Here is a 13,389-nt window from a genome sequence, read left to right as displayed (position 1 = left end):
TTTTTTGTTGGGTATTGCCGCGCAGCCCTTTTAGGTAAATGGCTGTGGGCGTATACCTGTTAGCGCGGCAGGGTGGAGCTGCCCATCAGGAAGGCATCGACCTCGCGGGCGGCCTGGCGGCCCTCGCGGATCGCCCACACGACGAGCGACTGGCCACGGCGCACGTCACCGGCGGCAAACACCTTGGCGACATTGGTGGCGTAGCAGCCTTCGCCATCGGTGGTGGCGCGGGCATTGCCGCGGCCATCCTTTGCCACGCCGAAGGCGTCCAGCACGCTGGCGACCGGATTGGTGAAGCCCATGGCGAGGAAGACCAGATCGCAGGGGATCTCGAATTCGCTGCCCGGCACCACCACCGGCTTGCCCGACGACCAGTCCAGTTTCACCAGTTTGGCGGCCTTGACCTGGCCATTTTCGCCCACGAATTCCTGGGTCTGGATGGCGAAGTCGCGCGACACGCCTTCTTCGTGGCTGCTGGATGTGCGCAGTTTCACCGGCCAGTACGGCCAGGTCAGCTGCTTGTTTTCCTCTTCCGGCGGCATCGGCATCAGTTCCAGCTGGGTAACGCTGGCCGCGCCGTGGCGGTTGCTGGTGCCCACGCAATCGGAACCGGTGTCGCCACCGCCGATCACCAGCACATGTTTGCCGGCGGCGTTGATCGGGTTGGCGGGGCCGCCGCCTACCTGCTTGTTCTGCGGGATCAGCAGTTCCAGCGCGAAGTGGATGCCTTTCAGTTCGCGGCCCGGTACCGGCAGGTCGCGCGGCACTTCCGCGCCACCGGCCAGAATCACGGCGTCGAATTCGGCGTTGAGCTGTTCCGGCGTTACAACCGTCTTGGCATCATTGACGATGCCCTTGGGTATGTCGCCAGAGCCAACGATGGTGTTGGTCTTGAAGACGATACCCTCGGCAGTGAGTTGCGCCAGCCGGCGGTCGATCACGTCCTGGCCGAGCTTGAAGTCCGGAATGCCGTAGCGCAGCAGGCCGCCGGCCTTGTCGTTCTTCTCAAAGACCGTCACGTCGTGACCGACGCGCGCCAGCTGCTGCGCCGCAGCCAGGCCGGCCGGGCCGGAGCCGACAATCGCCACCTTCTTGCCGGTTTTCACCTGTGCCGGTTGCGGGGCAATCCAGCCGTTTTCCCAGGCGGTGTCGGCAATGAAGCGCTCGATCGACTTGATGCCGACCGGGTCGCTGTTGATGCCGAGCGTACAGGCTGCTTCGCACGGTGCCGGGCAGATGCGGCCGGTGAACTCGGGGAAGTTGTTGGTGCTGTGCAGCACCGAAATGGCTTCCTTTGCACGGCCCTTGTAAACGAGGTCATTCCAGTCCGGAATGATGTTGTTCACCGGGCAGCCGTTGTTGCAGAAGGGGATGCCGCAATCCATGCAGCGCGCCCCTTGCGTTTTCGCTTCGTCAGCGCTCAGCGCCGGGACGAATTCGCGGTAGTGCTGGATGCGCTCGGCAACCGGCGCATACCCTTCCTTGACGCGAGCAAATTCCATGAAACCGGTAGGCTTGCCCATTTATGCAATCTCCTTGGCCTGGTTGGCTGCCGCTGCGGCCATTTCCTTCAGCGCGCGGCGATATTCGTTCGGGAAGACTTTGACAAACTTGGCGCGGTAAGCGGCCCAGTCGGCCAGAATGGCGCGCGCGCGGGCGCTGCCGGTGAGCTCATAGTGCTTGGTGATCATGTCCTTGAGCTGATCTTCGTCCTTCTGCTTGCGATGCAGTTCTTCGCCGGCCTGTTCCGCAGCAGGCAATACCCGCTCCAGGGCCACCTGCGCCATATTGCAGCGATCGGCAAAGCTGTCATCTTCGTCCAGCACGTAGGCGATACCCCCCGACATGCCTGCCGCGAAGTTGCGGCCGGTCTGGCCCAGCACGACGACGGTGCCGCCGGTCATGTATTCGCAGCCGTGGTCGCCCACGCCTTCGACGACGGCCTGGCCACCGGAGTTGCGCACGCAGAAGCGTTCGCCACCCACGCCGGCCAGGTAGGCTTCACCGGCAATCGCGCCGTACATCACGGTGTTGCCCACGATGATGTTCTGCGTGGTGTCACCGCGGAAATCCGCATGCGGGCGCACGATGATGCGGCCACCGGAAATGCCCTTGCCGACGTAATCGTTGCCTTCGCCGATCAGCTCCAGCGTCACCCCCTTGGCGAGGAAGGCGCCAAAGCTCTGGCCGGCCGTGCCGGTGAGCTGGATGTGGATGGTGTCGTCCGGCAGGCCGGCATGACCGTAACGCTTGGCCACTTCGCCCGACAGCATGGTGCCGACGGTGCGGTTGACGTTGATGACCGGCAGCCTGATCTCGACCTTCTTGCCGGATTCCAGCGCCGGCTGGGCCAGTTCGACCAGCTTCTGGTCGAGTGCCTTGGCAAGGCCGTGATCCTGTTCTTCGGCGTGCAGACGCGCCACGCTGTCCGGCATGGCCGGCAAGTGGAAGATCTTGCTGAAGTCCAGACCCTTGGCCTTCCAGTGCTCGATGCCGGCGCGCTTGTCCAGCAGATCGGCGCGGCCGATCAGGTCGTCGAACTTGCGGATACCCATCTGCGCCATGATTTCGCGCACTTCTTCGGCAATGAAGAAGAAGTAATTCACCACGTGCTCCGGCTGGCCGGTAAAGCGGCGGCGCAGTTCCGGATCCTGGGTGGCCACGCCGACCGGACAGGTGTTCAGATGACACTTGCGCATCATGATGCAGCCTTCAACGACCAGCGGTGCAGTCGCGAAGCCGAATTCGTCGGCACCCAGCAGCGCGCCGATCACCACGTCGCGACCAGTCTTCATCTGACCGTCTACTTGAACACGAATCCGCCCGCGCAGCTGGTTCAGTACCAGTGTCTGCTGGGTTTCAGCCAGACCGAGTTCCCACGGTGTGCCGCAATGCTTGATCGACGATTGCGGCGATGCACCGGTACCGCCGTCATGACCGGCAATCACCAGGTGATCGGCCTTGGCCTTGGAAACGCCGGCAGCTACCGTGCCGACACCGACCTCGGAAACCAGCTTCACCGAGATGCTGGCCTTGCTGTTCACGTTCTTCAGGTCGTGGATCAGCTGGGCCAGATCTTCGATCGAGTAGATGTCGTGGTGCGGCGGCGGGGAAATCAGTCCCACGCCAGGTACCGAGTGACGCAGATAGCCGATGTACTCGGACACCTTGTGGCCCGGCAGCTGGCCGCCTTCGCCCGGCTTGGCGCCCTGCGCCATCTTGATCTGGATCTGGTCGGCATTCACCAGATATTCGGTGGTCACGCCAAAGCGGCCGGACGCCACCTGCTTGATGCTGGAGCGCAGGCTGTCGCCTTCCTTGAAGGTGTAGTCGCGCACGATGCGCGACGGCCCGATCACTTCCGACAAGGTCTGGCCAGCCACCAGCGGCTTGAAGCGGGTCGCATCCTCGCCACCTTCACCGGTGTTGGACTTGCCGCCGATGCGGTTCATCGCAATCGCGAGCGTGGTGTGTGCTTCAGTCGAAATCGAGCCCAGCGACATCGCGCCAGTGGCGAAGCGCTTGACGATTTCCTTGGCGGATTCGACTTCTTCCAGCGGCACAGCGTTGCCGGCCGGCAGGATTTCGAACAGGCCGCGCAGCGTGAGGTGACGCTTGGACTGGTCGTTGATCAGTGCCGCGTATTCCTTGTAGGTGGAATACTGGTTGCTGCGCGTGGAGTGCTGCAGCTTGGCAATCGCGTCCGGTGTCCACAGGTGGTCTTCACCGCGGATGCGGAAGGCGTATTCGCCGCCGGCGTCCAGCGCATCGGCCAGAACCGGGTCCGCCGAGAAGGCGGCGCTGTGCAGGCGCAGCGCTTCTTCGGCCACTTCAAAGAGGCCGATCCCTTCAATTTGTGACGGGGTGCCGGTGAAGTATTTCTTGATGAAGGCCTTGGAAAGACCGATGGCTTCGAAGATCTGCGCACCGGTGTACGACATGTAAGTCGAGATGCCCATCTTGGACATCACCTTGCACAGGCCCTTGCCGACGGCCTTGATGAAGTTCTTCTGGTATTTGCTGGCAGTTTCCGCGTCACCGGCCATCTCGGCCAGGGTTTCCAGCGTGAGGTAGGGGTGAACCGCTTCGGCGCCGTAACCACCCAGCAGCGCAAAGTGATGGACTTCACGCGCCGAGCCGGTTTCGACGACCAGACCGGTCGAAGTACGCAGGCCCTTCTTCACCAGGTGCAGGTGGATGGCCGAGGTTGCCAGCAGCGCCGGGATGGCTACGTGCGCGGCATCGAGTTTGCGGTCGGACACGATCAGGATGTTGGAGCCCGATTTCACCGCATCTTCGGCTTCGGCCACCAGCGAGGCCAGCCGTGCCTCGACGCCCTGTGCGCCCCACTCGGCCGGATAGGTGATGTCGAGCTCATGCGCGTCGAACTTGCCCTCTGTATATCGGCCGATGTTGCGGATCTTCTCCATTTCCTTGAAGCCCAGCACCGGCTGTTCGACTTCGAGGCGGATCGGCGGGTTGATGTCGGCGGTGTTCAGCAGGTTCGGCTTGGGGCCAATGAAGGACACCAGTGACATGACCAGCTCTTCGCGGATCGGGTCGATCGGCGGGTTGGTCACCTGCGCGAAGAGCTGCTTGAAGTAGTTGTACAGCGGCTTGTTCTTGGCGGAGAGCACTGGCAGTGCGGCATCGTTGCCCATCGAGCCGGTCGGCTCTTCGCCATTCTTGGCAATGGGTTCGAGGATGAACTTGATGTCTTCCTGCGTGAAGCCGAAGGCCTGCTGGCGATCCAGCAGCGATACGTCGGACGGCTCGCCGGTCAGCGCGGCAGCGCCTTCGACTTCGTCGAGCTTGATGCGGATCTTGTCGATCCATTCCTGGTAGGGCTTGGCCTTGGCGAGGCTGTCCTTGAGTTCCTTGTCGTCGATGATGCGACCTTCTTCCATGTCGATCAGGAACATCTTGCCCGGCTGCAGACGCCATTTCTTGACGATGCGGCTTTCGGCAATCGGCAGTACGCCGGATTCGGAAGCCATCACCACCAGATCATCGTCGGTGACCAGATAGCGTGCCGGACGCAGGCCGTTGCGGTCGAGCGTGGCGCCGATCTGGCGGCCATCGGTGAAGGCCACCGCGGCCGGGCCGTCCCACGGTTCCATCATTGCGGCGTGGTATTCGTAGAAGGCGCGGCGCTTTTCGTCCATCAGCGTGTGCTTTTCCCACGCTTCCGGAATCATCATCATCACGGCCTGGGCGAGGGAATAGCCGCCCATCACCAGCAGTTCGAGTGCGTTATCGAAGGACGCCGAATCGGATTGGCCCGGGTAGATCAGCGGCCAGACCTTGTCGAGATCGCGGCCGAGCACCGGCGAGGAAATCGCGCGCTCACGGGCACGAATCCAGTTCACATTGCCGCGCAGCGTGTTGATTTCGCCGTTGTGCGCGATCATGCGGAAGGGGTGGGCCAGATCCCAGGTCGGGAAGGTGTTGGTCGAGAAACGCTGGTGCACCAGCGCCAGCGCCGACACGCAGCGGCTGTCCAGCAGATCGCAGTAGTATTCGCCGACCTGCGTTGCCAGCAGCATGCCCTTGTAGTTGACGGTGCGCGCCGAGAACGACGGCACGTAGAATTCGCGGCCGTGCGTGAGCTTGAGCGCCCGGATGGCGTGGCTGGCGCGCTTGCGGATGATGTACAGCTTGCGCTCGAAGGCATCGGTGACCAGCACGTTGGAGCCGCGGGCGACGAAAATCTGGCGGATCACCGGTTCCTTGGCTTTCACCACCGGCGACATCGGCATGTCGGCATTCACCGGCACATCGCGCCAGCCCAGTACAATCTGGCCCTCGGCGCGCACGGCGCGCTCGATTTCTTCTTCGGCGGCGGCACGCGCGGCAGCTTCCCTGGGCAGGAAGATCATGCCCACGCCGTATTCGCCGACCGGCGGCAGGGCGATGCCCCGGCTGGCCATGTCTTCACGATACAACGCATCCGGGATCTGCAGCAGGATGCCCGCGCCATCGCCCATCAAGGGGTCGGCGCCGACCGCGCCGCGATGGTCGATGTTCTTCAGAATCAGCAGACCCTGTTCAATGATCGAGTGGCTTTTCTGGCCCTTCAGATGGGCCACAAAGCCGACGCCACAGGCATCGCGTTCATTTGCCGGGTCATACAAACCCTGCTGCTCGGGAGGCATTGCTTCCATATCCTCTACCTTTCGCTCAAGTCGTTCACGCACCGCAGTGCAGGCATAATCCGCAAGCCGTCCAGCCGCTAATGCCGGGCCGCTGCAGTCAAAAAAAGCCGGCGTGCGCCAGCTGGGGTTGTCCCGTTTCCTGCAGGGCCGGCGGGCTTCTTTGCCGCCATGCGGGAATTCCCTGATGATTTTGCCAGAATCGGCCGGGCTGTCAGTGGAAATTCGGCTTTTTTTTAACCAAGATCATTTTACTTACGGCCATGTGTTGCACTGCGCCACATTGCCGCCGCCGCAGCCAAGCCGCTATCATGCCGCCTTGATCGGCAGCGCTGCTGCCCAGCCCCGGAACTTGCTCATGCCTGATTGTCCTGTGATTGCCGCCGTCGATCTGGGCTCCAACAGCTTTCGCCTGCAAGTCGCCCGCGTTGTCGATGGCGAGGTTTTTCCGCTGGAGTCCAGCAAGGAAACCGTCCGCCTGGCTGCCGGCATCGACCGTTCCGGCCATCTGAATCCGGAGTCACAGGCCGAGCTCAATGCCGCCATGGCCCGCTTTGGCGCCATTCTGGCGCGCTATCAGCCCGATTGCGTGCGCGCCGTTGCCACCAACACCTTTCGCGTGGCCGGCAACCGCCAGGCCTTTCTGCCGGCGGCGGAAGCCGCCCTCGGTTATCCCATCGACATCATCAGCGGCCGCGAAGAAGCGCGGCTGATTTATCTTGGCGCGGCGCACAGCCTGCCGGCCACGCGCGAGCGGCGCATGGTGCTCGACATCGGCGGCGGCTCCACCGAGCTCATCATCGGCAGCGGCTTTCGCGCGCATGTGACCGAAAGCGTGCAGCTGGGCTGCGTGGCGTGGAGCCTGCGCTATTTTCCCGACGGCCTCATCAATGCCGAGCGCATGGCCGCTGCCGAGCTGGCGGCGCGCGGCACCCTGCTGCCGCTGGTGCCGGAGTTTCGTGCCGGCCAGTGGCACCGCGCCATCGGCACGTCCGGCACCGCGCGTTCGCTGGCCGACATCCTCGAACTGAACGAATTCTCGTCCTTCGGCATCACGCGTGACGGGCTGGCCCGGCTGCGCGCCGAGCTGCTGACGGCCGGGCACATCGACCGCGTTGAACTCAACGGCCTGCGCGCCGACCGCCGCCCCGTGCTGCCGGGCGGCTTCGCCATTCTGAATGCCGCTTTTGAAATGTTCGGCATCCAGCGCATGAGCGTGACCTATGGTGCGCTGCGCGATGGCATTTTGTATGACCTGATGGCGCGCTCGGCCAGCCAGGACGTGCGCGACCGCACGGTGGCGGCCTTTGTGCGGCGCTATCACGCCGATGTCGGCCAGTCCGAGCGGGTGCGCATGCTGGCGCAGGAGCTGTTTGCGCACTTCTGCCCCGGGGAGGCCGAGCTGCAGCACCGGCTTGGCATGGCTGGCGCCCTGCATGAAATCGGCCGCACGATCGCGCATCAGGATTATGCCCGGCACACGGCCTACATCCTCGCCTGGTCGGACATGCTGGGCTTTGCCGAGCGCGAGCAGGCCTGGCTGTCGTGGATGACCGGTGCGCAATGCGGCCCCTTGCCCGCGCTTGCCGCGAGCAGCCCTGCCGACATCGCCGCGCTGCTGGCGCTGCGCCTGGCCGTGCTGTTGACGCGCGCGCGTTCCGACTGTGTCTGGCCCGAGGGCTGGCAGGGTGGCGCCGTCACGGCCGGGCAGTGTTATGAATTCGATCTGCCGGCCAGCTGGCTGGCCAATGCGCCGCTGATCGAGCAGGCGCTGCAGGAGGAAATCGCGGCATGGCAAGCCACCGGCATCACCCTAAGGGTTCCGGCGCTAAGCCGGTAAAGAAACACCTGCGCGCCGACAAGGCCGGCAGTGCGCCGGGCACCTTGCGCTATGTCGGCGCGCAGGAGCCGCTGCCGACGCTGGCGACGCTGATCGAATACGGCCCGGACCCCGGCGATTTTCTGGAAACCCGCTTTACCGACCTGCAGCAGGGGCGCGACTACCGGCCGACCTATCCGGTGCTCTGGCTCAATCTGCATGGGCTGCAGGACCAGACACTGCTGCAGCTGGTCGGCGAGCGTTTCGGTCTGCACCCGCTGACGCTGGAAGACATCCTCAACACGCAGCAGCGCCCCAAGGTCGAAGCCTATGGCAAATACCTGTTCATCACCGTGCGCCTGCACGGGCTGGATGCCGAGGGCGGGCTGGAGGGCGAGCAGGTCAGCATCGTGCTCGGTCGTGGTTTCGTGCTGACCTTCCAGGAAAAGCCCACCGGCACCTTTGCCGCGCTGCGCGAGGGCCTGCGCCAGGGGGAGCCGAACATCCGCCGTTTTGGCGCCGACTATCTGGTGTATTCGATTCTCGACAAGCTGGTTGATCGTGACTTTACCGTGCTTGAACAGCTGGGCGACCGTTCCGACGAGCTGGAAGACGCGATGCTGGAACACGGCCCGCAGCCCGAGCAGTTGCTGCAGCTGCAGCAAATGCGCCGCAGCCTGCAGGGCATGCGCCGTGGTCTGTGGCCGCTGCGCGAGCTGCTCAACACGCTGCAGCGCGACGAGCAGGATTATTTCCACGACGAAACCCAGCTTTACCTGCGTGATGTCTACGACCATTCGATCCAGCTGATCGAAACGGTGGAGGCGCTGCGCGAAGCGCTGCTGGGCCAGCAGGATACCTATCATTCGCTGCAGGGCCACCGGCTCAACCTGCAGATGCGCCGGCTGACCGTCATCACCATTGTCTTCATGCCGCTGACGCTGATCACCGGCGTGTACGGCATGAATTTCGAGCGCATGCCGGGACTGAAATGGCATTTCGGCTTCTGGGCCACGCTGCTGGCGATGGCGCTGATTGCCGGCTTGCTGACCTTGCTGTTTCGCTCGCGCCGCTGGGTGTGATGGTGGGTATGTGTCTGTAGCCATTTAACGGTATGGGCTACGGCGATACCGGGTGATGGGTATATGGTGTTGATCATCTGGCGCACCGGCCGCGCGTCGGTGCCATCAGCTGCCGCGCCGGGGCAAGACCGCGAAGGCGTTGGCTATAGTAAGAGCCAATCCGCTCCGGGATGCCCCCATGACCGCACCGACCTTTTCGCTGGCCGAACAGCAAATCCTGGCCGAAGCCTCCTTGCGCACCATTACGCTGGCCACCTCGCGCAGCAGCGGCGATGCCTTTTACCGCGTGCTGGTGCGCGAGCTGGCGCAGGCGATGGAGGTGGCTTATGTGATTGCCGGCGCGCTGGTGCGTGACGAGAACGGCGAAGAAGCCATCCAGACGCTGGCCGTCTGGGCCGGCGACGACTATGCGCCCAATATCCGCTACCCGCTGGCGCACACGCCCTGCCGCAATGTGGCTGACCAGAGCATGTGCTTTCACTCCTGCCGCATCCAGCAGGACTATCCGCTCGATACCCTGCTGGTGGCCATGCAGGCCGAGAGCTACATCGGCATGCCGATGATCGGCACCGAGGGGCGCACGCTGGGCGTGCTGGTGGCGCTGGATACCCGGCCGATGGATGAAGGCAAGCGTGTCTTTGCCCTGTCGCTGCTGTCGATCTTTTCGGCGCGTGCCGCTGCCGAGCTGGAGCATCAGCGGCGCGAGGCCGAGCTGGAGTCCATCATCGCCGAGCGTACCGCCAGCCTGAAGGCCGCGCACCGGCGCTTGCTGGAGCGGGAAAAGCTGGTGGCGCTGGGTGGGCTCGTGGCCGGTGTGGCGCATGCGGTGAACACGCCGCTGGGCGTGGCGCTTACCGCAGTCAGCAGCCTGCAGCACGAGGCGCGCCATCTGGGCGAGTGCTTGGCCGGCGACAGGGTGTCGCGCAGCGAGCTCAGGCAGATTGCCGCCACGCTGAGCGAAGCCGCCGAGATGACGGTGGCCAATCTGCTGCGCGCGGGCGAAGTGATCAACCACTTCCGCAATCTGGCCGTCGCACAGGAACAGGAAGAAGTGCGCGAGTTTCCGCTGGCGGCACAGGTCGCGGTGGTGACGCAGGCTTACTGTTCCCTGCTGGATGCGGACAATATCCGGGTTGAGGTGACGATTGACCCCGAGCTGCGTGTGCGCCTGCCACCGGGGCACCTGACGCAGATTCTTGCCAATCTGCTGGCCAATGCCCAGCTGCATGCCTTTGCCGCGCAGGACGACAAGCGGGTCAGCATCACGGCCAGTCGCCAGGCCGGGGGCGTGCTGCTGGTGTTTGCCGACAATGGCTGCGGCATCGATGCCACGGTGCGCGAGCAGCTCTTCGAGCCTTTCTTCACCACCCGCCGCGCCCAGGGCAGCACCGGCCTCGGTCTGAACCTGGTGTTCAACCTGGTGCAGAAGCTGCAGGGCGATATCGAGGTCATCAGCGCGCCGGGGGCGGGTCTGCGCTACGAGATCTTCCTGCCCGACCAGCCCGAGGCCTGATGCGCGGCAGTGCGCGCTGTGGCAGGCATTCAGTCGCCGGCTTCCAGGCGCAGTTTGCGGCGGCGTTCGGCGGCCTGCCAGCGGGCCTGTTCGACTGCGCTTTGCGGGACGAGCGGCGGCACCTGCACCGGCTTGCCGTCCTCGCCCATGGCCACCATGGTGAAATAGCAGCTGTTGGTATCGCGCACCGAACGCGCGCGGATGTTCTCTGCGATCACCTTGATGCCGATTTCCATCGAGGTGCGCCCGGTGTGGTTGACGCTGGCGAGAAAGGTCACCAGCTCGCCGACATGAATGGGCTGCCTGAACATCACCTGATCGACCGACAGCGTCACGACATAGGTGCCGGCGTAGCGGCTGGCGCAGGCGTAGGCCACTTCGTCGAGCAGCTTGAGCAGCTGGCCGCCGTGCACATTGCCGGAGAAATTGGCGAGATCCGGCGTCATCAGCACGGTCATGGTCAGTTCATGGCGGGGGAGGTCGGACATCGCATTCTCCAGTGGCACAAGTTAAAAGCTATCAACGCAGAGGCGCAAAGACGCAGAGAAAAGGCACAGGCACATCGGTTTTCTCTGCGCCTTTGCGCCTCTGCGTTGGGTTTTGAATTTATACAGTGGCGTGTATGACGCTGGGGCCTTTTATGCGCATTGCTTGCATGGATATACCTGTTGATAGTGGCTAAACCCGTAGCAATGCTTCGCGTCCCGGCAGCCAGCGGTCGAGGTGTGCCTGCACGATGTCCGGCCGCGTGGCGAGCAGGGTTTCGGCGACCTCGCGCGCGGCATCCAATAGATCGGCATCGGCTTCCAGATCGGCAAAACGCAGCATCGGTACGCCCGACTGCTTTACTCCGGCCAGCTCGCCCGGCCCGCGGATCTGCAGATCCTGGCGGGCAATCTCGAAGCCGTCGGTATTCTCATAAATCACCTTGAGTCGCGCCTTGGCCGTGTCGCCCAGCGGCCCGGTGTAGAGCAGCACGCACAGGCTGGCGTGCGCGCCACGGCCGACGCGACCGCGCAGCTGGTGCAGCTGCGACAGCCCCATGCGCTCGGCGTGCTCGATGACCATCAGGCTGGCGTTCGGCACATCGACACCGACTTCGATGACGGTGGTGGCCACCAGCACCTGGATGCGGTTGGCGATGAATTCGGCCATGATCGCGGCCTTTTCGTCGGGCTTCATGCGCCCGTGCAAGAGGCCCACCGCGATGCCTTCCAGCTCTTCCGCGAGCTGTTCGTGCGTGTCTACCGCGGTTTGCAATTGCAGCGCTTCGGATTCCTCGATCAGCGGGCACACCCAGTAGACTTGCCGGCCTTCCGCCACCTTGGCGGCGATGCGTTCGATGACCTCGTCGCGGCGGGCGTCGCTGATGAGTTTGGTGACAATCGGCGTGCGCCCCGGCGGCAGCTCGTTGATGATGCTCACGTCCAGATCGGCGTAATAGCTCATCGCCAGCGTGCGCGGAATCGGCGTCGCGCTCATCATCAGCTGGTGCGGGCTCATGTCGCCGGCCTTGTCACGCAGCGCGAGGCGCTGGGCGACGCCGAAGCGGTGCTGCTCGTCCACCAGAGCCAGCCCCAATTTGGCAAATTCGACCTTGCTCTGGAAAATCGCGTGCGTGCCACACACCAGTTGCGCCGAGCCGTCCGCTGCGGCTGCCAGCGCCTCGCGTTTGGCCTTGGCTTTCAGCGAGCCTGCCAGCCACACCACCTTGACGCCGAGCGGCGTCAGCCAGTGTTCCAGCTTGCGGAAGTGCTGTTCGGCGAGGATTTCGGTGGGCGCCAGCAGCGCCACCTGATAGCCCGCCTCGATGGCCTGGCAGGCGGCCAGCGCGGCGACAATGGTCTTGCCCGCGCCGACATCGCCCTGCAGCAGCCGCTGCATCGGGTGTGCCTGCGCCAGATCGGCGTTGATCTCTGCAACCACACGTGTTTGCGCGCCAGTCAGTGGAAAGGGCAGGGCGGCAAGCAGTTGCGCCGCCAGGGTGCCGGCTGGCGCCAGTACCGGCGCATTGCGCTCGCGGCGCACCGCGTGCGCCATTCTGAGGCTGAGTTGCTGGGCGAGCAGTTCGTCGAACTTGATGCGTCGCCAGGCCGGGTGGATGCGCTCGGTGAGCAGCACGCGGGCAATGTCGGGCGGCGGCGCGTGCAGCAGCGCGACACTTTGCGCGAAGCCCGGCAGACCCAGTTCGTCGAGCAGCGCCGGCGGCAGGGTTTCCGGCTGTGGCGTGTGGCGCAGCGCCATGTGGATCAGCTTGGTCAGCGTGTTCTGGTTGAGCCCGCTGGTGGTCGGGTAGACCGGGGTCAGCGCGTCGTTCAGCGATTTTTCTTCGCCGCCGACGCGGATTTTCGGGTGCACCATTTCGTCGCCGAAATAGCCCCTTCTGATCTCGCCATACAGGCGCACGGTATTGCCCGGTGTGAGCTGCTGCGCCTGGCTGGGATAGAAGTGGATCAGTCGTACATTCAGCGTGCCTGACGCATCCTTCACCCGCGCGATCAGCTGCTTGCGTGGCTTGAATTGTTTCTCGACGCTGGTGACGGTGGCCTCGACCAGTACCGGTTCGCCAAGCGGCGCATCGGCAATCGGGTACAGATGCGTTTCGTCCTCGTAGCGCAGCGGCAGGTGCAGCACCAGGTCAAAGGCGCGGGAAATGCCCAGCTTGCCGAGCCGGGCCTGCGTCGCAGGGGAAAGGGCCTGGAAATCCATGAATAGCGAAAGCGTACGAACGTTCGCCTACTTTAGCAGCTTGTGCCCAGGGCCGCTTGGACGCCGTGCATGATCTGGCCCCTGGCATTCGTGGCAGAGCCGTGAACCCGCAGG

7 protein-coding genes are annotated in these 13,389 nt (G+C 64.0%); 3 read left to right on the top strand and 4 right to left on the bottom strand.

Annotated features, from left to right (window positions below; translation table 11 throughout):
• Positions 1-59: 59 nt before the first annotated feature.
• Complete coding sequence (locus C515_RS0104025) at positions 60-1,523, bottom strand: glutamate synthase subunit beta (RefSeq protein WP_028454482.1); 1,464 nt, start codon at positions 1,521-1,523, stop codon at positions 60-62.
• Positions 1,524-6,164, bottom strand: coding sequence for a glutamate synthase-related protein (locus C515_RS0104020; RefSeq protein WP_028454481.1), 4,641 nt, complete (start codon positions 6,162-6,164; stop codon positions 1,524-1,526).
• 346 nt (positions 6,165-6,510) lie between these two features.
• Here C515_RS0104020 and C515_RS0104015 point away from each other — a divergent pair, with 346 nt between their 5' ends.
• The 3 genes from C515_RS0104015 (at position 6,511) to C515_RS0104005 (ending at position 10,566) form a co-directional block, all read left to right on the top strand.
• Positions 6,511-7,992 carry a Ppx/GppA phosphatase family protein gene (locus C515_RS0104015; RefSeq protein ID WP_144290332.1) on the top strand — a complete coding sequence of 494 codons (1,482 nt, stop codon included), beginning with the start codon at positions 6,511-6,513 and terminating at the stop codon, positions 7,990-7,992.
• Positions 7,944-9,053: a magnesium/cobalt transporter CorA gene (gene corA / locus C515_RS0104010; RefSeq protein ID WP_081686735.1), complete on the top strand. Its 1,110-nt coding sequence runs from the start codon at positions 7,944-7,946 to the stop codon at positions 9,051-9,053. The genes C515_RS0104015 and corA overlap by 49 nt, the downstream gene beginning before the upstream one ends.
• 178 nt (positions 9,054-9,231) lie before the next feature.
• Entirely contained in the window at positions 9,232-10,566 is a 1,335-nt protein-coding gene (locus C515_RS0104005; RefSeq protein WP_028454478.1) for a sensor histidine kinase, read from the top strand.
• 29 nt (positions 10,567-10,595) lie between these two features.
• Here C515_RS0104005 and C515_RS19425 read toward each other — a convergent pair whose 3' ends face one another.
• Together C515_RS19425 and recG are read right to left on the bottom strand one after the other, a co-directional pair.
• Entirely contained in the window at positions 10,596-11,054 is a 459-nt protein-coding gene (locus C515_RS19425; protein WP_043648021.1) for an acyl-CoA thioesterase, read from the bottom strand.
• A 190-nt stretch (positions 11,055-11,244) separates the two neighbouring features.
• Positions 11,245-13,275: an ATP-dependent DNA helicase RecG gene (recG, locus tag C515_RS0103995; protein ID WP_028454477.1), complete on the bottom strand. Its 2,031-nt coding sequence runs from the start codon at positions 13,273-13,275 to the stop codon at positions 11,245-11,247.
• Positions 13,276-13,389 lie beyond the last annotated feature (114 nt).

The organism is Chitinilyticum litopenaei DSM 21440 (assembly GCF_000428145.1).
In the GTDB taxonomy this organism is placed as follows: Bacteria; Pseudomonadota; Gammaproteobacteria; order Burkholderiales; family Chitinibacteraceae; genus Chitinilyticum; species Chitinilyticum litopenaei.
Note: the sequence above shows the minus strand (reverse complement) of the source record. Positions and strands in the feature narration are given on the sequence as shown.

Coding starts and splice junctions, on each gene's coding strand:
- C515_RS0104025 (WP_028454482.1), bottom strand. CDS start 1,523: ATGGGCAAGCCTACCGGTTTCATGGAATTTGCTCGCGTCAAGGAAGGG.
- C515_RS0104020 (WP_028454481.1), bottom strand. CDS start 6,164: ATGGAAGCAATGCCTCCCGAGCAGCAGGGTTTGTATGACCCGGCAAAT.
- C515_RS0104015 (WP_144290332.1), top strand. CDS start 6,511: ATGCCTGATTGTCCTGTGATTGCCGCCGTCGATCTGGGCTCCAACAGC.
- corA (WP_081686735.1), top strand. CDS start 7,944: ATGGCAAGCCACCGGCATCACCCTAAGGGTTCCGGCGCTAAGCCGGTA.
- C515_RS0104005 (WP_028454478.1), top strand. CDS start 9,232: ATGACCGCACCGACCTTTTCGCTGGCCGAACAGCAAATCCTGGCCGAA.
- C515_RS19425 (WP_043648021.1), bottom strand. CDS start 11,054: ATGTCCGACCTCCCCCGCCATGAACTGACCATGACCGTGCTGATGACG.
- recG (WP_028454477.1), bottom strand. CDS start 13,275: ATGGATTTCCAGGCCCTTTCCCCTGCGACGCAGGCCCGGCTCGGCAAG.